Origin of the sequence: Nitrobacter sp. JJSN (assembly GCF_051912485.1) — a bacterium.
GTDB lineage: Bacteria > Pseudomonadota > Alphaproteobacteria > Rhizobiales > Xanthobacteraceae > Nitrobacter.
Genome location: NZ_CP196822.1, coordinates 3854201 through 3874251, shown reverse-complemented (window position 1 = coordinate 3874251; position 20051 = coordinate 3854201). Strand labels below are relative to the sequence as shown.

19 protein-coding genes and 2 pseudogenes are annotated in these 20051 nt (G+C 58.1%); 16 read left to right on the top strand and 5 right to left on the bottom strand.

Translation table 11 applies throughout. The features are described 5' to 3' along the window. The first annotated feature begins 50 nt into the window (after positions 1-50). The 4 genes and pseudogenes from ACSZOQ_RS18765 to ACSZOQ_RS18750 form a co-directional block, all read left to right on the top strand. Positions 51-587, top strand: coding sequence for a heme NO-binding domain-containing protein (locus ACSZOQ_RS18765; RefSeq protein ID WP_439923886.1), 537 nt, complete (start codon positions 51-53; stop codon positions 585-587). A 31-nt stretch (positions 588-618) separates the two neighbouring features. Further along, on the top strand, positions 619-2709 hold the full coding sequence (locus tag ACSZOQ_RS18760) for a bifunctional diguanylate cyclase/phosphodiesterase (RefSeq protein WP_439923885.1): 2091 nt from the start codon (positions 619-621) through the stop codon (positions 2707-2709). A 223-nt stretch (positions 2710-2932) separates the two neighbouring features. Further along, positions 2933-3244, top strand: coding sequence for a PilZ domain-containing protein (locus ACSZOQ_RS18755; RefSeq protein WP_439923884.1), 312 nt, complete (start codon positions 2933-2935; stop codon positions 3242-3244). Beyond that, positions 3180-3329 (top strand): annotated as a pseudogene (locus ACSZOQ_RS18750) (IS5/IS1182 family transposase); the annotation flags it as partial. The gene ACSZOQ_RS18755 and the pseudogene ACSZOQ_RS18750, both read left to right, overlap by 65 nt. A gap of 19 nt (positions 3330-3348) precedes the next feature. Here the strand turns inward: ACSZOQ_RS18750 and ACSZOQ_RS18745 are convergent. Then, positions 3349-3504 (bottom strand): hypothetical protein, encoded by a 156-nt coding sequence (locus tag ACSZOQ_RS18745; protein WP_439923883.1) that lies wholly within the window; start codon positions 3502-3504, stop codon positions 3349-3351. Between the two features lie 954 nt (positions 3505-4458). Further along, positions 4459-5364 carry a LysR substrate-binding domain-containing protein gene (locus tag ACSZOQ_RS18740; RefSeq protein ID WP_439923882.1) on the bottom strand — a complete coding sequence of 302 codons (906 nt, stop codon included), beginning with the start codon at positions 5362-5364 and terminating at the stop codon, positions 4459-4461. Positions 5365-5456: 92 nt separating this feature from the next. Between ACSZOQ_RS18740 and ACSZOQ_RS18735 the strand changes: the two genes are divergently transcribed. The 12 genes and pseudogenes from ACSZOQ_RS18735 (at position 5457) to ACSZOQ_RS18680 (ending at position 18085) form a co-directional block, all read left to right on the top strand. Continuing rightward, positions 5457-6545 carry a YeiH family protein gene (locus ACSZOQ_RS18735; protein WP_439923881.1) on the top strand — a complete coding sequence of 363 codons (1089 nt, stop codon included), beginning with the start codon at positions 5457-5459 and terminating at the stop codon, positions 6543-6545. A 539-nt stretch (positions 6546-7084) separates the two neighbouring features. Then, positions 7085-8020, top strand: coding sequence for a DUF2189 domain-containing protein (locus ACSZOQ_RS18730; RefSeq protein WP_439923880.1), 936 nt, complete (start codon positions 7085-7087; stop codon positions 8018-8020). A gap of 357 nt (positions 8021-8377) precedes the next feature. Next, positions 8378-9460, top strand: coding sequence for an IS5 family transposase (locus ACSZOQ_RS18725; RefSeq protein WP_439922884.1), 1083 nt, complete (start codon positions 8378-8380; stop codon positions 9458-9460). Between the two features lie 329 nt (positions 9461-9789). Then, positions 9790-10797, top strand: a complete 1008-nt coding sequence (locus ACSZOQ_RS18720; protein ID WP_439923879.1) for a hypothetical protein — start codon at positions 9790-9792, stop codon at positions 10795-10797. 163 nt (positions 10798-10960) lie between these two features. Next, on the top strand, positions 10961-11113 hold the full coding sequence (locus ACSZOQ_RS18715) for a hypothetical protein (protein WP_439923878.1): 153 nt from the start codon (positions 10961-10963) through the stop codon (positions 11111-11113). Positions 11114-11479: 366 nt separating this feature from the next. After that, complete coding sequence (locus tag ACSZOQ_RS18710; RefSeq protein WP_439923343.1) at positions 11480-12661, top strand: tyrosine-type recombinase/integrase; 1182 nt, start codon at positions 11480-11482, stop codon at positions 12659-12661. Positions 12662-12761: 100 nt separating this feature from the next. Beyond that, positions 12762-13472 carry a hypothetical protein gene (locus tag ACSZOQ_RS18705; RefSeq protein ID WP_439923342.1) on the top strand — a complete coding sequence of 237 codons (711 nt, stop codon included), beginning with the start codon at positions 12762-12764 and terminating at the stop codon, positions 13470-13472. Positions 13473-13569: 97 nt separating this feature from the next. Further along, positions 13570-13860, top strand: coding sequence for a helix-turn-helix domain-containing protein (locus ACSZOQ_RS18700; protein WP_439923341.1), 291 nt, complete (start codon positions 13570-13572; stop codon positions 13858-13860). 4 nt (positions 13861-13864) lie between these two features. After that, positions 13865-16300 carry an AAA family ATPase gene (locus ACSZOQ_RS18695; protein WP_439923340.1) on the top strand — a complete coding sequence of 812 codons (2436 nt, stop codon included), beginning with the start codon at positions 13865-13867 and terminating at the stop codon, positions 16298-16300. Positions 16301-16830: 530 nt separating this feature from the next. Next, on the top strand, positions 16831-17226 hold the full coding sequence (locus tag ACSZOQ_RS18690) for a hypothetical protein (RefSeq protein WP_439923339.1): 396 nt from the start codon (positions 16831-16833) through the stop codon (positions 17224-17226). 61 nt (positions 17227-17287) lie between these two features. Then, entirely contained in the window at positions 17288-17587 is a 300-nt protein-coding gene (locus ACSZOQ_RS18685) for a hypothetical protein (protein WP_439923338.1), read from the top strand. Positions 17588-17775: 188 nt separating this feature from the next. Beyond that, positions 17776-18085: pseudogene (locus ACSZOQ_RS18680) on the top strand (hypothetical protein). Between the two features lie 40 nt (positions 18086-18125). Here the strand turns inward: ACSZOQ_RS18680 and ACSZOQ_RS18675 are convergent. The 3 genes from ACSZOQ_RS18675 to ACSZOQ_RS18665 are packed head-to-tail and all read right to left on the bottom strand — an operon-like array spanning position 18126 to position 19987. Then, complete coding sequence (locus ACSZOQ_RS18675) at positions 18126-18635, bottom strand: hypothetical protein (RefSeq protein WP_439923337.1); 510 nt, start codon at positions 18633-18635, stop codon at positions 18126-18128. Continuing rightward, a complete protein-coding gene (locus ACSZOQ_RS18670; protein WP_439922558.1) occupies positions 18625-19536 on the bottom strand; it encodes an FAD:protein FMN transferase in 912 nt (303 codons plus the stop codon). Before ACSZOQ_RS18670 ends, ACSZOQ_RS18675 begins: the two co-directional genes overlap by 11 nt. Then, positions 19517-19987: an FMN-binding protein gene (locus tag ACSZOQ_RS18665; protein ID WP_439922559.1), complete on the bottom strand. Its 471-nt coding sequence runs from the start codon at positions 19985-19987 to the stop codon at positions 19517-19519. Before ACSZOQ_RS18665 ends, ACSZOQ_RS18670 begins: the two co-directional genes overlap by 20 nt. Positions 19988-20051 lie beyond the last annotated feature (64 nt).

Genomic DNA, 20051 nt, shown 5'->3' with positions numbered 1-20051 from the left:
TTAACATTATACCAGCCACAATTTGTCACAGGCATTGCACTGGGGGCAAGATGAAGGGCGTAGTCTTTAATCTTCTTGAAGACGCTGTCTGCGAGCACCATGGGGATGACGCATGGGACGATCTGCTCGACGCCGCCGAAGTGTCCGGGGTCTACACATCCCTTGGCAGTTATCCCGATGCCGAGATGGGCAAGCTCCTTGAAGCCGCATCGCGTGCGCTGAATATGCCTTCGCGAGAGGTGCTGCGTTGGTTCGGACGGGAAGCCATGCCGCGGCTGGCCAAACGCTATCCGGCGTTTTTTGAGGCGCACCAATCGGTACGCCCATTCATCCTCACATTGAACAGCATCATCCATCCCGAAGTCCATAAACTGTATCCGGGCGCGCATTGTCCGCACTTCAATTTTGACGACGCGGCGGATGGTGCGCTCCTGATGGGCTATAATTCGCCCCGAAGATTTTGCGCTCTCGCCCATGGATTCATCGAAGGTGCGGCGGCCCACTACCATCAAAAGGCAGAGGTCGAGCATCTGGAATGCATGCATCACGGCGACGCGAAATGCCTAATCCGTGTAACTGTCTCCTAAGATGGGCAGCGCCTTCCCATCGCGAGAAACCATGCAGAACCTCACAGAAGCCGACGAAGTTTCGAAACTGAAGCGGCGGTTGAAGCGCGAGCGCGGGTCCCGTCATGAAGCCGAGGCCATTGCCGAAAAAGGTTTGCGAGAACTCTATGAACGAGAGCAGCAGCTCAAATTGATCGCTCGGATCGCTACCGCTGCAAACCATTTGCAGTCGATTCCAGACGTTTTCCAGTTCGTCTTAACGGAAATCTGCCAATTTACAGGCTGGCTGGTGGGGCATGCCTACGGTGCGGAAGCTAACTCCGTACCTGTGCGCCTGAGGTCAATGGCTGTTTGGCGTACAGTTGAGTCCGACAGCATTGCCGAATTCTGCTGCGTGAAGCAAAAAATAGATTTCGAAGCTGGCGTAGGGTTGTTGGGACGCGTGTATGAGAAGCGGGCACCCGTGTGGGTCTCCGATGTGACCGCAGATCCCAGCTTTTGTCGTTTAAGGGTGGCCAATGCATGCGGTTTGAAAGCGGCCTGCGCATTTCCGGTTCTGTTGGGGAATGAAGTGGCAGCCGTGCTGGAGTTCTTCACCGACAAGATAATCGAGCAGGACGATGTGTTGCTGGAAGTAATGTCGCAGGTCGGCATGCAGCTGGGTAGGGTCATAGAACGCAAGCGCGCCGAGGATCGCCTGGTTCATGATGCTTCGCACGATGCGCTCACAGGTTTGCCAAACCGGGCGTTGTTCCTGGACCGGCTGGGCCAAGCAATTGCCAGGCAAGAACGCGATGACCGCGAGCAATTTGCCGTCCTGTTCATTGATCTCGACCGCTTCAAGATCGTCAACGACAGCTTGGGCCACCTCGCTGGCGATGATCTGATCGTTCAGGTTGCCAGCCGGCTCAGGGGTTCGTTACGACAGACGGATATTGTCGCACGATCTGTCTACGAACATGGTAATGACACGCTGGCTCGGCTGGGTGGAGATGAGTTTACGATCCTGATAACCGCAATCATCGATCCGAGTGACGCGGTCAGGGTTGCCCAGCGGGTTCAAGAAGGACTGCGTATCCCGTTCCTGATCGGCGGGCAGGCGATCTACACAAGCGCCAGCATTGGTATTGCATCCAGCGCCACCGCCTATTCCTGTGCCAACGATATTCTGCGCGATGCCGACCTTGCCATGTATCGCGCCAAGGCTCTCGGGAAGGCACGCACGGAGCTCTACGATCAGGATTTGCATTCAGCAGCGGTGAAGCGACTCACACTGGAATCCGATCTGCGCCGGGCCCTAGCGGACGAGGAATTCGTGCTGCACTACCAGCCGATCGTCTCGCTCGGGAATCAGGAAATTGTCGGCTTCGAGGCACTGGTGCGCTGGCAGAAGCCGGATGGCGAGTTAGTCCCTCCGAGCGAATTCATCGATGTAACGGAAGATACCGGCCTGATTGTCTTTCTCGGGCTTTGGGTGCTGCGCGAAGCATGCAGCACGGCGCGCCGGTTGCAGGAAGAGTTTCCGCGCCAGGAATCCTTGACGATCAGCATCAACATTTCGCCACGGCAGTTCAGTCAACCCGATTTGGTGGCACAGGTTCGCCAGGTCATAACCGAGACGGGGATCGATCCGCGCACGGTCAGGCTGGAAATCACCGAGAGCATTACCGCCGGTGATGCCGAACGGGTGGTACATGTTCTCTCGCAACTCAAGGACATCGGCATCCGCCTCAGCATCGATGATTTTGGAACGGGATACTCCTCGCTCAGCTATTTGCAGCGTTTCCCACTCGATATTCTGAAGATCGACAGGTCTTTCGTTTTGGCCATGGAGAAGAGCGACGAAAGTCTGCAAATCATTCGCACGATCATGGCTTTGGCAACCAGCCTCGGCATGTCCGTTGTCGCCGAAGGCACCGAAATCGAGGGACAGGTTTCGCAACTCAAGTCTCTCGGTTGCGAGTTCGGTCAGGGGTATTACTTCTCAAAGCCGATCGATGCCGCCGCGATACGTAGTCTGCTTCGGGGGCCGCTTCATTGGAGGGCACAAGAGGGGTCGGAAAATGGCATCCCCACTTGGCACGACGATCAGATGCACAAACTCAAAAGCCTCATTGCTCCAAAACGAACCTCGGCGGCTTGAGCGGATACAAAACGGCTACCAAGAGCAGCATCTTCGGCGGTTGCCAAGGCGATGGAAACCCTCGGTTTCCTTGGTGCTAGGTGCAGCGGAATCGAATTGTTGGGCTTGACCGACGTGTTCAAGCGATTGCCGAACAAGCGCGGGCTCTATCGGCCAAGCCGCGCGCGCGAAACATCTGCACCAGCCGTAACAGCAGTACCAAAAGATGGCGGGACGGTGAGGAATGGCAGAGGAAGGAAAGGGAACGGATCGGATCACGTTCAGCCAGGGCTATGATGTCTGCATCATGGCCATCGACGGGACCTGGCGCCGGGAATGCCAGCTCAACGCGATCTCGGACACCGATGCCGTCCTGACCGTGGAGGGTTCCATCGGGGGCCTCAATCTCAAGGAGTTCTTCCTGTTGCTGTCGTCGACGGGCCTGGCCTATCGCCGATGTGAACTGGTGCGCGTCAACGGCACGGAAATGGACATTAGTTTCCTCCGGAAGAAGGGGCTGTGCGCGAAGTGGGACGCCGCTGAAATGTCGGGCTGAGTGCAAGCGCCCCGCGCTGGTCGACACCGACGGCCGGGCGCTCCTTGTCGAACCGCATCCCGCCACCATTCAGGACCGTGATGGCGGCGGCCTCCCGATTGGCTCTAGCGATAACGATCAATGACGGGATAGTACCACCCGTCGCGCCCCATTTCTTGCATTGCGGTCCTGATGTCGATGAGTTCCTCCAACGAGTAGCGGTCCAGGATAGTCAGCACCGGATCGCCACTCGCCAACATTTGGTCGGCGGCAATAACCATCAAATACTCACCAGTTGACTCGGTACCTCGTGCGCCTTTTCCGGACGCTCCCCGTCTGATCGGCGCGCCCAGACAGCGGCGCATCCCTCACGAGCCTTTAGCTGCCTCTGACGAATTTCTTGAGCCGCGGCGGGCTGTGCCGCCAGACTGAGAGCCGTACGGCTAACCGCGAGAAGGTCTTCGTCCCCATGCAATTCGCCAATGGCCGTCCCCCGACCACGATAGATTTCGTCCGGAGTCGACCCGCAAGTCCAGCGACCATTGTGATGTCCCAGAACGACCGTGTTGCCGGAGCCGGTGATCAAGTAACAATGTGGCCAATGCGAAGTGGCTCAATTCGTTCGACAACGACATTCTCTGCAAGCATTTCAACTCTCCATGCTGGACCGATGGCCGCATATGGAAGGTTTTTCGTCCGCCTCAAGTCAGCTAGAGGGAAATCGAACATTTATGGTTACCGCAACCGAGACCGAGCGCGACAGGCAGCCACGTTGCTCGCGCAACCAGGCTTCCAGAGCCTCCAGTAGCGGCACGCTTTGCTCTTGACGGACGCGCAGCCGCGTCTCCAACGATCCACCGAGAGTTCAGCGGCGACCGACCTGACATTCGAAGCCTAATCGGCTCAGGGAAGATCATAATGCTTCTAGTTGGAGCGCAGCTGACCGCAAAGGGGATCGCAGCCGGCCGCCATCGGAACGGCGAAACCGGCTTGGTCGATCCGTCGCGCTAGACCACCTTGCTGCTACGGCGGCAGGCGGCAAATTCGTCTGCAAGGCTTCGCCGATTAGATGAGGAAGGTAGGCCCGAGCCAGACACGTCGTCAGTTGTTCGCCGCGAAGGCTGAGCCGGTCAATCCAGTCCATCGGCATCGCGTTGAAATTGGTCGGATAGCCGTAACGATCTCGTGGAGCGTTAGTACCACGAATACGCTCACCCTTTAACGAGCTGGTGGCCTTAGCGGGTTCCGGAGCTTGTCGCTGTCCGCCGCCTTGGCAGCAACGCCTCGAAAGCTTCGGATGCTCTGGTGCGATAGCGCTCCTTGTGCCGAACCAAACTGAAGGCGCGTGTGCCGAGATCGATTCTGATCAATGCGAGACGACCTGCATCGATGTGAGGACGAGCTACCAAGTCGGAGACCGCGGTCAGATGAGGGCTGGATCGTACCGCAACGCAGACGGCTTCGTTGGTCGGCAATACAAGGATCGCCGTTAGCAGCGCGGAATCTATATCGTGTGCGCGAAGTGCCGCCTCGAACGCGGATCGCGTTCCGGAGCCGGGCTCACGCAATATCCAGGTTGCGTTGACCAAGTCCTGTGGCGACGCTTTTCGTTTCGCTAAAGGATGATCGGGCGATGCCACCACGACAAGACGATCGCACGCCATCGTAATCAGCGTGAGCGCCGGATCGTCGATGCCCCCCTCCGCAAAGCCGAGGTCGGCCGTACCATCAAGGACGGCGGTCGCGACGTCGGCGGAATTGCCTTCGCGTAGTGTCACGCCGATTGCCGGATGCGCAGCCTTGAAGCCCACCAGGAATGACGGAAGCCAATAGCTGGCGATGGTCTGGCTGGCTTGAATTGTGAGCGTGCCACGCTGAAGACCACCGAGTTCGATCAGTGCCCGCTCCGCAAGCGCCGCGCTTTGTTGCGTCGCCTTGGCTTCAAGGAGAAACAACCGCCCGGTCTGGCTCAGTTCGATGCGGCGTCCAATTCGATGGAAGAGGTGGACCCCATAGCGGGCTTCCAGAGCATGGATCGCCGCACTCACTGCAGACGGGGTGAGGTTCAAGGCCTCGGCGGCGCGCGTGAGGTGCTCGCGTTCGGCCACCGCGATGAAAATCCGCAGTTGATCGAGGGTCATGATTATCCATCTTAATCGAATGAAATATGTATTACATTAAGATAGACTTAACAATTGCTCTCAAGCACGGTCACTCTCAAAGGAGAATGACCATGCCCGATCAAAACCTCGCCGAGACTCGTTCAACGATCCCGTCGCTAGTTCGCCTTCTCCCAGGCATTGCACTCTGCATTCTTGTCACGGCCTTCGCTTATCTGCTTGAGGCCGTCGAAATCGGGATTGCCGGTCGTCCCTGGCTTGAGGCGCTGGTCTTTGCCATCCTCCTTGGGGTCGCGATACGAAGCGTCTGGACGCCGCCAGGTGCATGGCTCAGCGGTATCGACTTCAGCGCCAAGACTTTGCTCGAGATCGCAGTCGTACTTCTGGGAGCATCGGTGAGCGTGCGTGCGGTTCTGGCGATCGGACCGGCACTGATTGTCGGCATCGCGATCGTCGTCGTTGTCGCGATCGCGACGAGCTACGCGATAAGCCGGACGCTCGGGCTCCCGCGGCGAATGGCGATCCTTGTCGCTTGCGGCAACTCGATCTGCGGCAACTCCGCAATCGCGGCCGTGGCCCCCGTCATCGGCGCGGACGGAGAGGACGTTGCTGCGTCGATCGCCTTCACAGCCGTGCTCGGAGTGATTGTCGTGCTTGTCCTGCCGCTGCTCGCGCCGCTTTTGCAGATGTCACTGACCCAATATGGCGTCATGGCCGGGCTTACGGTCTATGCCGTGCCGCAAGTTCTCGCCGCCACGTTGCCAATCGGGGCCCTCAGCAATCAGGTGGGAACGGTCGTCAAGCTCGTGCGTGTCCTGATGCTCGGTCCTGTCGTCCTTCTGATGTCCCTTCTGGCTTCCAAACTAGGTGATGAATCGAACGAACTGGCGCCGCAGGTGACGGCGCGCGATCGGCCAAAGCCAGGAAAGCCAAGTCTCCACCAACTCGTACCCTGGTTCATCGTCGGCTTTCTTGGCGTCGCTGGCATTCGCACCGCCGGATTGATCCCGAGCGTCGTCTTGAAACCGACCGCGCTCGTCGCCAACCTGCTGACAACGGTCTCGATGGCCGCTCTCGGGCTCGGCGTCGACATCCGGGCCGTGGCGAAGGCGGGACTACGGGTGACGGGCTCTGTTACCCTGTCGCTGATTGTCCTCGGATTGATCAGCCTCGGGCTCATTCATCTCATTGGCGTGGCTTGATCATCCGACTGTGTTTCGGCGCGGGATCATCTGCGTCATCGGGCTGACTTTGAGTGACGCATCAAATCACATGCCATCCTTGGCGAACTTCACCACCACTACGCCCGAGCTTAAGTTTTCGGTACACACAGGAGACTCGGCGCGCCGCGAGCAGCGCGCGACAGCGCCAATACCCGCATTGGGCGAGCGCTGGTACTTGCGGTCGATGAGAGTGGAAGTCCGTGCCTCAACAAAACCCGCCGGCAAGGGAGACCACCGGCGGGTCTTTGGTCGGAGACCGCAGCCCATCCTGGATGGCTAGATCAGGGAGTGGGCTGCACACCCCGTCCGAACTGACAATAACTGATGCAGTGTGCGGCACAAATTCACTGAACCGTGAGCAACTAAAATCAGAGATAGGAATTAGAATTACCTAACAGGTCGCGGCAAGACCAGATTCCTTGCTCTCGCGTCTGGGCTTGATCGTGATCGGTTTCCGAAGGGCAACTCGCGCCCTCTGGCGGCTCGAGGTTTGACCCTGCGAAAGGGAGACAACGAACATGGCCACATATTATCCTCTCGAAGACACATCACATCTACACTCAGAAACTGTCGCCGCAGACGGACCGGTGATCCGTCACATCGGTTTCTCTGACCTTCTCGATGCGTTGCGGCTGGGTTGGGAAGACTTCAAGGCGGTACCGAGCCACGCCCTTGTCCTTTGCGCAATCTATCCCGTGATCGGAATTCTGATCGCGAGGATGGTGCTCGGCTACTCGGTCTTGCCGCTGCTGGTTCCGATCGCCGCTGGCTTTGCCCTGATCGGGCCGTTTGCGGCACTCGGACTCTATGAACTGAGCTATCGGCGCGAACTCGGCATGGAGGCGTCCGCCTGGCACGCGTTCCACGTGTTGCGGGCACCGTCGTTCGGGTCGATGCTTGGACTGGGTGCGCTGTTGTTTGCTATTTTTGTCGCCTGGGTGGTAACGGCGCACGCGATGTATGTGTCCGCCTTCGGCAACACACCGGCATCGGCAATTCCCGATTTCCTCACGAAGGTTTTCACTACCTCTGAGGGCTGGCGCCTGATCATGGCCGGCTGCGGCGTCGGATTCCTGTTTGCAGCCGTCGCCTTGTGCATCAGCATTGTGTCGTTCCCGCTGATGCTTCACCAGCACGCCGACATGACCGATGCCATGATGACGTCGATGCGCGTGGTTGCGAAAAATCCAATCGCAGCCGCGGAATGGGGTTTGATCGTTGCCTTCCTGCTGGTGATCGGGTCGATCCCGTTCTTCCTCGGCCTTACGGTCGTGATGCCGTTGCTCGGTCATGCGACCTGGCACCTCTATCGCAAGGCGATCGAGACCCCTTTGATGTCGTCATCGCACGAGCCCGAGCAAGTTGAGAGAGAAAAGCGCTACGCGGCAGATTTCCCGTCCGTCTTGTTCCCGCCTTACGGGCACAAGCACCGATACTTCGATAGTTCGGATTGATGGAACGACGTTCACTCTCTGGCAAGGCTGTCCCGATGTCCTGGACTCTTGAGTTCAGTGGCAATCGAGGCAGCCTTTGTGCGCGGATCGTTCGGGACAGACTCCCGCCAGCCATCGTCTTTCGGCGCAGAGGCGCCAATACGCCGACCAGTTAGCGATGGCGCATTAGAACAAAGAGTCGAGCCGGATTTTGAGGATCCGTCCCGCGAAGACGGCTTCGGCATCCGTTTGCTAAGGACGGCGGCCAGGCATTCCTCCAAAGTCTTTTCGCTGCTCGTCTAGCAGTCTGCTGAAAAACCGCTCGCGCGTGCGAGAGTTTGCTGATTCGATTTTCATCGTGAATCGGTGGAGGTTGGGATGCGCGGAGCCTTTGTGGATCAGGGCGGGTTGTTTTCGTACATCTCGCCGGAGGCGCGGGTGCCGCCGAACCATCCGCTGAGGAAGATCCGGGCGCTGGTCCGTGATGTGCTGGGCGAGTTGAACCGTAGCTTTGCCAGGCTCTATTCAAGTGAAGGGCGCCCCTCGATCGCGCCGGAGCAATTGCTCAGCGCGCTACTTCTGCAGGTGCTCTACGGCATTCGCTCGGAGCGCCAATTGATGGAGCAGTTGGACTACAATCTATTGTATCGCTGGTTCGTGGGGCTGTCGCCGGACCATCCGGTCTGGAACCCGACCAGCTTCACGAAGAACCGCGAGCGGCTGCAGAACGGCGATGTGTTCACGAAGTTCATGACCAGGCTTTTGAAACACCCTCAGGTCGAGCCGCTGCTCTCGGACGAGCACTTCTCGGTGGACGGCACGTTGATCGAGGCCTGGGCGTCACAGAAGAGCTTTCGTCCCAAGGATGGCCGCGATGGCGACGACGGCACGAACTTCCACGGTCAGACGCGCAAGAACGACACCCATGTCAGCACGAGCGATCCCGACAGCCGGCTCTACCGCAAGGCGGCCGGACGCGAGGCCAGGCTCTGCTACATGGGCCACGTCACCATGGAGAACCGGCATGGGCTGGCCGTGGCCGGCATCGTCACGCACGCGAGCGGCACCGCCGAGCGCCGCGCCGCGGAGATAATGCTCGAGGCCGAAGGCAGGAAAGCGGGTCGCCGCATTACCGCCGGTGCGGACAAGGCTTATGACACGGCCGATCATGTGGCCAATCTTCGCGCCATCGACGTCACACCGCATGTGACGCAGAACAATGGCATGGGCAAGACCGGCAGGCGCCGCCGGAGCGCTATCGACGCACGGACCACGCGCCATCAGGGCTATGGCATGTCGCAGACGCGCCGGGCGATGATCGAATGCATCTTCGGCTGGGGCAAGCAGCACGGCACGATGCGCAGGACCAAACATCGTGGCATTTGCCGCGTTGCCGCCGACTTCATGCTCAACTTGATCGCCTATAACCTGATCCGCGTTCCCAAACTGGTCACGGCATAACCGCGTCGTCGCCAGGACGACAACGACTGCAACGCGCCGCCGAATACACATCATCGCGATGAGGCGTTCCGAGGATCATCGAAGCGGTCAATTTTGGCTTTTTCAGCAAACTGCTAGAGGCGGGGCGAACGTGTTGTCTTTGGTCATGGCCGAAGGGGCGATGTAAACCGGCGCTGAACAAAGCCCCTTGAAGCTACAGCGGTAACTTCTTGTGACAAGTAACGGAATCTACGTCGGAGTGGGGTCACGGTCGGCGCCGATCGCGACCCCATTCCGATCGGCTTTTTTCGATTGTCTTTATGGCGTTACTGCCGGCACCTGTCACAGTCATGAAGCGTTTAGTCGTCTCCTTGGCATCAGTGTGTACTCTTTCGGCTTGCTCATCTCCGCCGCCGTTCGACGTGCCTATCGACGTTCAAGGCGGTCCAACCGTTTCCTCGGTCATCGACAAAATCGAATGCGAGATTTCCGAGGCGGCGCAGGACCCTAAAAACTATATAGGGTTGAAGGGCTTGGCCCCGTTCGATCAGTGGGTCGCTTCAGTGGCACTAACTCTCACCGTCAATGACACCACCGGTACCGCCACGGCCGGCCTTCCATTGTCCTACATAGATCCGTTGAAGGCGACCGGCACATTGTTCACGTTCGGCGCCAGTCCCGTGCTCTACGAGACACGAACAAGAACGTACGCCCAGAACTATACAATCAATATTGCAGCCATCCCGAAGACATTGACTTGCGAGGGGATGAAGCTCAAGCGGCATGGATTCGATCTTGAGGGAGATTTGGGCCTTCGCGAGCAGATCTACATGGGTCTGCACTCCTTCACCGGAGAAAAGGATGAGGCCGGCTACTATCAGCCCGCCTCCAGCGGGGCCAAGGCGCTGGACAACTTTGGTGCCACCGTACAATTCCACATATACAAAGGCATCACTGGAGTCGGCCCGACCTGGACACTGCAGACCTTCAAGGGACCAAGTGCCGGTGTGGGGTATGTACGAGACGACCAGCACCAGGTGGTGATCACGTTCGCGCCGACTGCGGGCACATTCGTCGAAGTACCACCGAAGCCGACCGAACCTTCGCCGCCGAAGGAGCACAAGGGAGTTTTGGGTCCCGATGATGCGAAGATCGCCAAGGCAGAGCAGGATCAATATAGGGCGGACATGGCAGACTATAACCGCAAGAGGACCCGCCGTGCTGCAGCCATAGCTCACAACGCAGCGGTCACTCAGGGTGCTGGCCCTTACGGATCTGCCAGCCCCAGAGCGGCGATAGCAGCAACGGCAAGAAGGTGGCGAATAGACGAGAGAGCCCGGCAAAGTAAAGGCATTTGATTTCTCATTTCTAGCTATCAAAAAAGCGACAAGCATAACGATTGGGGAGACCGAACTCTTAGAGAAGGGCGCCGCTCCCCAGACGCCAGTGCGCCCATTGAATACCGAAGGCACCTAACCACGCACGCCACCGCCGGTCGCATGCCATTACGGACTCACCGACATGGTGGACGATAATGAGATCGGGCATGTGCTGAATGCCGCCAACGAACCCATCCGGTCCCTCCGCGACCTCGTCGGCAAGGCTTTCAGCGGCGGAGCACGAGACAACGTCTCTTTGATCGTTGCAAGAAGCTCGATTGCCCGGCCGCCATGACAGAGCATAATGCTTTACCGGTGAAGCTCTTTTCACGTCACAAACGGATATGGGCTGAAGTATGGGCCAACAAGCGGCCTGACTCGTACGATGCTGATTTATAATAACTTTTTCGGTATATGGCGGAGAGGGAGCCCGCCGAACGTTTGTCCCTAAGTGTTCGTTCATGATCGCCAGTGCTTTGAATAAATACACGTTTTCTTGGCCAACAAGGTCAATTTGTCCGTAGCCGTACGTCGCTATTCGCCGCTAATCGCGTTTTATTTGGGGACTGAATTGTGGACCGGGGTGGCCCGACGCGGCAGAGGGGTGGACCTTTTATAACCGGGGCTAATCCAGGCCTGGGGTCCACAAAAGGACCCCCTCATGGCCGGCCACCTTACTGCTCGAAAAGTCGAAACTGCTAAGCCAGGAAAATATGGCGACGGCGATAACCTCTACTTGATCGTCTCGCGAAGCGGTTCGCGCAAATGGGTCTTGCGTTTCACATGGCGAGGCAAAGCCAAGGAAATGGGCCTTGGAAGCGCAGGAATTGTGACACTCTCCAATGCGCGAGAGAAGGCGATCGCTGCCCGTCGCAAAATAGCACAAGGAGTAGACCCGATCGACGAACGGAAGCGCGACGGGGGCATTCCCACGTTTGGCGAGATGGCCGATGTTGTGCGGGAAGCTTTGTCGGCTGGTTTCCGCAACGAGAAACATAAGGCGCAGTGGAAGTCGACATTAGAGACCTACGCGGCTCCATTGCGCGAAATCCCTGTCGATGCCGTCCGTACTGACGACGTGCTTGCTGTCCTGAAACCTATCTGGACGATCAAGCCCGAGACGGCTTCGCGGGTACGGGGCCGGATCGAAAAGGTGCTCGACGCGGCCAAAGCCCGGGGCTTCCGGCAAAGCGATAACCCCGCGCGGTGGCGTGGTCATCTAGACCACCTTTTGCCGCAGCCCTCAAAATTGTCCCGTGGTCATCATGCCGCGATGCCCTACGAAAAAGTCGCAGGCTTCATCGCACAGCTTCGGAGGCGAGAAGCCACTGCGGCGCGGGCTCTGGAATTGTGCATTCTCACCGCCGCTCGCTCTGGCGAAATATTAGGAATGCAATGGTCCGAAATCGACCTGGACAAGGAACTCTGGACAGTTCCGGCGAGCCGAATGAAAGCGGGTCGCGAGCATCGCGTGCCGTTGTCACCGCCGGCCGTCGCAATCTTGCGGCAACTGGGAGAACTAAAAGCAGGGGACTTTGTGCTTCCAGGGCGGGCGCACGGCAGGCCATTATCCTGCATGGCCATGGAAATGGTTCTGCGACGGATGAACATTCAAGACGCCACGGTGCACGGCTTCCGTTCCAGCTTTCGTGACTGGGCGGGGAACGTCTCGAACTTCCCACGCGAGGTCGTGGAGACGGCGCTGGCCCATGTCATCGGCGATAAAGCTGAACAAGCCTACCGACGCGGCGACGCACTGGAGAAACGTCGCAAGCTCATGGATGCTTGGGCCGCATATTGTAAGCCGTCCAAGGAAGGCGCCGTGACGGTGCCTCTGCGGTAACCACGATACGCGACTGTATTGCACCATTGGTCTTTCCGGCGTTGTCGATTGAGGCCGCCGCCCTAAGTCCAATTTAGAAGATGACAGCGAAAGAAAGCATATGCCGAAACACATGGCACAGCCGACGCTCAGAAATGACGTGCTGCGGGTTGCTGACCTAGCCCGGATATCCGTCGATGAGCTGCGCGATCAGTTCTGCATTTCCGTCTGCGATAGACTGGAGAAAATCTGGAACAGCGATGAGCTTGTAGCCTCGTTAGCTCCCGGACCCGCCCTGATTAAAGCGGCTGAGGCGGCGCGCACTCTTAGTGAAGCAGTTTGCAGTATGAACAAACAGGATCGGGTGGATCTCGACAAAATAGCCCGTCAGGATCCAGAGCTATCGCAAGAGCGGTTTCGTGGAGCTACAGAACCATTTCAAATAAATGAGTTAGATCATACCGTTTGGTTGCTGGCCCTCCTATTCAGCACCGCTGTTGGCAAGTCCTGGCCGCCGATGCACGGCCTTAGAGCACTACGAGAAACATCGGGTAGGCCAAGAGGAGATATCGGCAACCCGGTTTTTCAGGATCTTGTTTTTAGCATTCTGTCGTGTGCCATGGAGGCCGGCGGAAAATTGACGGTAGATAAGAACAACAATAAGGGAACCTTGATTGAGGCCCTCGGCATTCTTCGCCCGCACTTTCCTCCAGGCGTTGTGCCAAATGTGTTGTCCGGCAGTACGCTCTCCAGACTAAAATCAGCTCATTCGAAAGCCGGACTTTTTATCTTGGCATTTCAATCAATGGTGCCAAACGGCACTGGACCATAAATAGAGAAAAAGCGGCCATTTTTTCGCAAGCCTCATCACGGTAGATCAGCTGCGTTCGCACGGACGCAAGCGTATCCACTTGGAAAATGAGGCTTCGATGAATCGCGCCCCTCTTGCTCATAGCATCCTTCAAGCATGTTTGATCGCATGCGCTGGACGTACGTCGGTATACGACGCAATTAAAACCGGCAAACTGCGTGCCGTGAAACGTGGTCGACGCACCCTAATTCTCGATGACGACCTTCGACGTTGGGTTGAGAGCTCGCCCCAGGTCATCGCGAAGCCATCCTCCGTCGCTCATTCGGACGCAACCAGGTCAAAGCGCTTCGCTCCGGGTCGATCACATGCACTGGCCGACCACTCGGTCCTGGCAAATCTCCGGAAATAATGAAATGGGCGATTTAACAAGCTCTCGAAAAACACATAACAAGGATATGGCGCGAGAGTTTCTCTCGTGCCTTGATCCCAGCGCGGACAAATTTACCTTCCAATTTTTCAGTGATGGGAAGGATTGCTTCGCCAAGATTTTCCACGGCACTCTTGATCAAGTGTGGCCAGAAGTGCTTGCGCTCAACACGCTAGAACGGCGGGCTGGCGTGTTTGTAACTGTCAACGCGACCGATTTGCAGGGTCGACGCACCGAAAATATCGTTCGTGTGCGCGCTCTATTTGTCGACGCAGACACCGATGAGCAGACCAAGCGTTGTATCGCGCAAATGAAGGCGTGCGGGGTTACGCCAAGCTTGGCCGTTAAGAGCGGGAGGGGTTTTCATTTTTATTTCTGCGCCGATGATATTCCGCGTGACCAGTTTGGTGCATTGCAAGAACGTCTTATCGAAAAGTTCGGAACCGATCCTGCGGTGAAGGACCTTCCGCGGGTAATGAGGCTTCCCGGTACACTTCATCTCAAAAAACCGGATGATCCTCGACCAGTCAAGTTTTTCGCCGCGCCTGCCAAGCTCTGGCAGCGCGCGGAGTTGGTGGCGAAATTGAGATTAGCTACCGCACCACCGAGCGCGAATAGTCAAACTGAGCCCAACCGTTCCTTGCCAGCACGTTATGACTTAAAGTTGGGTCCCGGCGAGCGCGAGCGCCTTCAAAAGCTATCTGGCCATCTGACTGGCTCTCTAGCAGATGGCATCGACACCAACATTGAGAAAATCCGCTCCGCGATGTCGGCCATTCCCCCGTCGGCAATTGCGTCGGAGGGTGACTGGGTGAAGGTTGCACGGGCTTTGGCGCATGAAGCCGCCGTCTACAAGGGACAAACTGATGAACTCTGGGAGATACTCGACAATGCTTCGCTAGCCGCGCCCGGGTATAACGAGGCAGACAATCGAAGCCGTTGGCGGAGATACACCAGCGAGGCGCTCGATCGCGAAAATCCCATTACCATTGCGACAGTATTCGACCTAGCCAGGAAGAACGGGTGGCAGGGGTGGGCGCCGCAGGCAGTGAATTACCGTGGCGGTAACACGCGGGTCTCGGCTGGTGCAGGAGCCACGGTCTGGCGTCCTAGTGGGTTGAAAGTTTCCTTTTCCAATATCCCTCACCGCCAATGGCTCTACGGTTTTGACCTAATCCGGGGCGAACTCACAGTGCTCGCTTCCCCCGGCGGCGTCGGCAAGTCGTCGCTCGCAATTGGGATGGCGATCTCTGCTGCAACGGGCAGGGAACTGCTCGGGGAGAAGGTTCGAGGAGGCAATGGCCTGGAAGTGCTACTTATCAATGCCGAAGACAGCGGCACCGAAATTCGGCGGCGCGTTTGGGCGTTCTGTAGGGGGCATGGCATCGCGGAGCAGAGCCTATCTCGTCTTAACGTGGCGGGGGCGGATGATCCGCACGTGCAGTGCCTGTCGTTCCTCCGGACAAATAGCAAAAACGTGTCGGAGCTCGATGTCAGCGGGTTTGCGGCTCTTACGTCTGCTTTCGATACATTTCGGCCGGACATCATCGTACTCGATCCGCTCGTTGCATTGTGTGCCGGCGGCAACATGAACGACAACGCTAGTATGTCGTTGGTCATGCGGGAGTTAAAACGGTGCGCCGGAAAATATAATTGCGCCGTTCTGATCGTTCATCATACCAGAAAGGGCGCCGACGTTGGTAGCGCGGAGTCGGTAAGCGGAGCCGCGGCCATCGTTAATCTGGCACGACGCGCTATTATGCCGGTGCCCATGACAGAGGATGAGGCCAAAAAAAATGGGGTCCTTCCGTCAGAGCGCTTCCGCTATTTCAAACTTGTGGATGCCAAATCCAACCTGGCGCCTCGCTCGGCAGATGCTCCGTGGTACCAACTGCATAGCGTTGAACTTCCTAACCCTCAGCCTCCAGTTTATCCGACCGGCGACAGTGTGCAGGCCATCACTCGGGCAATTCTGCCACTGCAGGTAAGCGCTGCCGCTACCGTGGAAGATCAAAAGATGCGGCGTGCCATCCTGGAGCTAGTAGATCGTGGCAAAGTAATCGACGGGATAGCCTATCCTTACAGCCCTAGCCTTGCTGGCGCTAAGAATCAGCGCGGGCTTCTCGACGATGCTATCATTGCGGTCGAAGCAGCCCTCACCTCTCATCAGTTAAAGCCTATCGACCTCGAAACAGTTACAAGGCGAGCGATTGAAGATTTGCAGAAGGATGGGTGGCTTATCGCAGACGCCGTCGAGAAGCTTAAGCCGGACGCTGCCTCTCGGTTCCGTAGAGGTCGCGGGCTCGGGGTCGTTTGGTCCAAAACCCCTTGGGATAGAGGCGTCGGTGACGCCAGCGCCACGGACACCGAACCGATGCTCAACGAGGGCGGTCAATTGGTCAATGCATCGGCAATTGATTGACCAATTCCCCCATGGCAGCGGTGGTGGTCAATCGCCCCCCCTTTAAGGGGGCATTGACCGCCTGCCATCCTCACCTAACAAATCACCACTCGTGCAGCGCATATGCCGGCATAGGACGAAGGAGCCGCGGTGTGGATCGTGCTCGCCGAGAATGGTGTGCCGGGCCTGTAAGGTGGCAAGTACCCCTCCTGGTCACTTACAGAATGTTCGACGCCACCACGCGCGTTCGATCTGCCACCGTGAAACCTTCACACGCTTGAACAATTAGAGCGTCGACTGGCATGTACGATGTCACGATTCGCCGGCGATTATGAGCAAGCACTCAAACAATTGGGCCAACACATGCCGAGCCAGATCGCCAGCGCTATTTACGCAGATAGTGTGCTCGCTGACTGACGAGCAAGGTAAAACGGTCGTGACGTAAAAAATCCGCCACCAAAATCTTCTCTTAAATCAGGTCGCGTAACGTGATCCTAGAAATACCGATCGCCACATCGGTCTGAAACAAATTCAAATGGAGGATCGTTACAATGACAGCCAATTTGAGATCGACGCCCAAGAAGAGGGCCGCTGTTTCTGCGCTTCGCGCTCGAGAACGTTTTGCCGTCAACGGTCCCTCCGATGCGCCGCCACTTCCCCTTTGTCATAACGAGGTCGAAGACTACAGAAATGCGAGGGGTCTAAAGGCCATGGTTGGGTTCTACGCTCGGTCGCTCGAAAGGCTGCGTTACGACGACCAAGAGCATCCATGTTTCAACGATTTCGCCTGCGGTCTAATGGCAGCCAATACCGGGATGTGGCGCATGGAAGAAGATGAAGAGTTGAAGAAGCGTTACCCGCCCCGCCGCCTCGCCGGTATGACGGCGGGCCTCTACTGGGAACCACCTAAGGCAAGCTACAGCCGTAGTTCGGCGCGCGCCGCTTAAGTTGCGCCTGCCGGCAACAGAGACGACGCGTGTCAGGTCAACGTCGCTGGAAGGAGCACAAATGTCGTTATTGGAAAAGCTCAGGGCAGCGAGTTTGGCTGTCGAGGTTCCCGTTGATCCGTGGCTGGCGCCGTTGCAGCGTATCCGCGGCAAGGTGGAGTTCGACGGCTTGGAACGTGTGAGTACCCAAACGTTGCTGGATATGCTTGAGGTCCCGCAACACGGCCGCACGGCCGGCACCTACCGACGTCTCGCGAAGTTGATGGCGGAGTTGGGCTGGGCGGCAGTGCGGGTGCGCGACCTCACGCGTGGCGGTTACAAGGAACAGGTCCGTGGCTATGTCCGCGACGGAACCCGGTAGCGGAGCGCACAGCGGGCATAAAAAGGTAGCACGCAAACAGCATTGCGCCCGTGTCAGGATCTGAAGAGGAATGATGCGGTACAAGGCTGCATTGCCGGAATTCCTGCGCTGCGTCCTCGGACACCGTGGTCATCATTTTTCGGCAACATCCGATTAGCGAATCTGATGCAACAGGACCGAAATCTCCTATGAACATCTCCAGAATTGCTACGGTCGGAATATTGGTCATCAGCGTCTTGCTGGCGGGTTGTGCGAACCCCGAGCAGCAGCGCACCGCCACCGGCGCGGCCTTGGGTGGTGCCACCGGCGCGCTGCTCGGTCAGGCCATTGGTGGAAGCACCAGAAGCACGCTCCTTGGCGCTGGCGCCTTACTCGGAGCGGCAGTCGCCGACTCAACCATCCTCGCCCGAATGGGCCGCCGATGTGCCGCTATGCGCGCCTGATGCCCGTATCTACGTCGCTGAATGCGACGAACGATACTACCGAGGGCGGTACTGATCACTGCTTGCCTGATCTTGATTGTCGGCCAGACACAGGCTCACCGATGGCGCCCCTCTTGAATTCGGACGATTGAGCATGTCGGTTGGTTGCTTACCGACGCAAGCGTGTTGGCGTCGGCGCCACGTTTTACTTTTGACTCTCGTCTTCCCAACCAGATGTGAACTGGTAGCAGCAGGACCACGGAACACCCGGCAGCAAGGTGGATCCAACTCATCCAGGGTCGCAAGGCCTCCGATCCGAGATAGTACAACCCGAAAGCCGTAGTGATCAGCACGGCGTTGATGGTCACCACGAGCGATCCTGAGATGCGGTTCTTGCGGCTTCGCCAGGCCCGTAGCAGGTGTATCGGAATGAGAGCCCCCAATAGCAGCAGAGCAAGCATGGCGGTGCCGCCGTGTATCATCAGCATATTAGCTGCGACCTGCTGCCAGATCTCACCGGTGGAAAATTCTTTCTGCCAGTCCGCCAGGAGCCAGACGGCGCCGCTCAGGCTCAGAACCGCGAAGGCTGCGTAGGTCGAGACACGAAATGATTTCTTAAGCCGCAAGGTGCACCGCCTGAGGCCAGTCGGACGTGATCTGAACCTCCCCATCGACCGAGATCAACAAGGCGCTCGCTCCGTAATGCGCGAGTAGGTCGCCGGCGCCGACCCCGGAGATCATGACGACCTTCGTGAGCGCATCGGCGACCATGCATGACGGCGCGCGAATGGTGGCGCCATCGATTGAGCCGGCCGGTCTTTGTGTTTGAGGATCGATGACGGCCGAACTGCTGGGCCCGCCGCCGACCATCAAATCGAAGCGGCGTGCGCTCGACGCCAATGCTTCGTCTCTAACCTCAACCTGGCCAATTGATCGCGACGGGTCACGCGGGTCACGGACGTGGATCATGTGCGGCTCCTGCCCGAATGCCCGGAGATCACCACCGGCATTGATCAGCCCGCGCGGTATATCGAAGCCACGTAGCACCTCGATTCCGCGATCGACTGCAAAGCCTTTGGCGATCCCACCGAGATCGATCGTGATCGCCGGTGACCGAAAGCGCACTGTCTGTTCAGGCAAAAGCTCGATGGCATCGGTGACGCGCCGTTCCGGCCTGATGACCGGATCGCCATCCAATCCAGGCAGCAGACCCATGGCCTGCAACACCGGCGCGACGGTGACGTCGAAAATGCCCCCGGAGCGTCGATGCATCTCGACCGCCGCCTCCAGGACCTGGAACGTCCAGGCGTGGACCCGTGTCGGGCGGATTCCGGAGTTCCGATTGAGGCGGCTGACATCGCTGTCGCGCTCGTGGAAGCTCATTAACCGATGAGCTTCGGCAATGGCCTCGAATGCGGCGTCAATCGCGGCGTCCGTTTCGGGCCCGGCAGCAGTTGTGACCTCGATCTCCACAAAGGTACCGAGTAGCGGCCGCGCGCGGCGAATGCTATCGAAGGCGATTGGCATAGGCGGCTAAGATCCTCTTCACGCCCTCGGTGACATGCGTCGATGACAGTGTCGCGCCCGAGATGTTCCGGATGTCGCCGTTGATCTTGAGCGCGCTGCTGCTGGTCTTACCTGCGAATTGGCCCAACCAGCTTGGGCTTCTGACCTCGCCGCCATATGATTCCCGGTATTGCAGGATTTCGACCTTATGCACCGCGCCGCCAGGGGTCAGCGCCACCGCATAGTCGATGTACAGGTGCTTGCCGATAACCCGGTCGAAGATAAAGAAGCCCGCGACCTTGCCGCCGGCTTCGGCCTTCCAGACACGGCCTGCCTGAACTTCAGTGAAATGCGTCGCCGACGGAAATGCGTGCTTCTGCGCCTCCCCGATCGATAAGTACTGGACCGCATAGGCAGGCGAGGCAGCTGACACGATCGCTGCGGCCGGCAGCGTATATCGAATCCACGTCATCTCTCACTTGGCTCCCATCTCGTTTCTCGTTTTGCCTTGGCGCTCCCCGTTGCGACGTGCCGCG

Coding starts and splice junctions, on each gene's coding strand:
- ACSZOQ_RS18765 (WP_439923886.1), top strand. CDS start 51: ATGAAGGGCGTAGTCTTTAATCTTCTTGAAGACGCTGTCTGCGAGCAC.
- ACSZOQ_RS18760 (WP_439923885.1), top strand. CDS start 619: ATGCAGAACCTCACAGAAGCCGACGAAGTTTCGAAACTGAAGCGGCGG.
- ACSZOQ_RS18755 (WP_439923884.1), top strand. CDS start 2,933: ATGGCAGAGGAAGGAAAGGGAACGGATCGGATCACGTTCAGCCAGGGC.
- ACSZOQ_RS18745 (WP_439923883.1), bottom strand. CDS start 3,504: ATGGTTATTGCCGCCGACCAAATGTTGGCGAGTGGCGATCCGGTGCTG.
- ACSZOQ_RS18740 (WP_439923882.1), bottom strand. CDS start 5,364: ATGACCCTCGATCAACTGCGGATTTTCATCGCGGTGGCCGAACGCGAG.
- ACSZOQ_RS18735 (WP_439923881.1), top strand. CDS start 5,457: ATGCCCGATCAAAACCTCGCCGAGACTCGTTCAACGATCCCGTCGCTA.
- ACSZOQ_RS18730 (WP_439923880.1), top strand. CDS start 7,085: ATGGCCACATATTATCCTCTCGAAGACACATCACATCTACACTCAGAA.
- ACSZOQ_RS18725 (WP_439922884.1), top strand. CDS start 8,378: ATGCGCGGAGCCTTTGTGGATCAGGGCGGGTTGTTTTCGTACATCTCG.
- ACSZOQ_RS18720 (WP_439923879.1), top strand. CDS start 9,790: ATGAAGCGTTTAGTCGTCTCCTTGGCATCAGTGTGTACTCTTTCGGCT.
- ACSZOQ_RS18715 (WP_439923878.1), top strand. CDS start 10,961: ATGGTGGACGATAATGAGATCGGGCATGTGCTGAATGCCGCCAACGAA.
- ACSZOQ_RS18710 (WP_439923343.1), top strand. CDS start 11,480: ATGGCCGGCCACCTTACTGCTCGAAAAGTCGAAACTGCTAAGCCAGGA.
- ACSZOQ_RS18705 (WP_439923342.1), top strand. CDS start 12,762: ATGCCGAAACACATGGCACAGCCGACGCTCAGAAATGACGTGCTGCGG.
- ACSZOQ_RS18700 (WP_439923341.1), top strand. CDS start 13,570: ATGAATCGCGCCCCTCTTGCTCATAGCATCCTTCAAGCATGTTTGATC.
- ACSZOQ_RS18695 (WP_439923340.1), top strand. CDS start 13,865: ATGGGCGATTTAACAAGCTCTCGAAAAACACATAACAAGGATATGGCG.
- ACSZOQ_RS18690 (WP_439923339.1), top strand. CDS start 16,831: ATGACAGCCAATTTGAGATCGACGCCCAAGAAGAGGGCCGCTGTTTCT.
- ACSZOQ_RS18685 (WP_439923338.1), top strand. CDS start 17,288: ATGTCGTTATTGGAAAAGCTCAGGGCAGCGAGTTTGGCTGTCGAGGTT.
- ACSZOQ_RS18670 (WP_439922558.1), bottom strand. CDS start 19,536: ATGCCAATCGCCTTCGATAGCATTCGCCGCGCGCGGCCGCTACTCGGT.
- ACSZOQ_RS18665 (WP_439922559.1), bottom strand. CDS start 19,987: ATGACGTGGATTCGATATACGCTGCCGGCCGCAGCGATCGTGTCAGCT.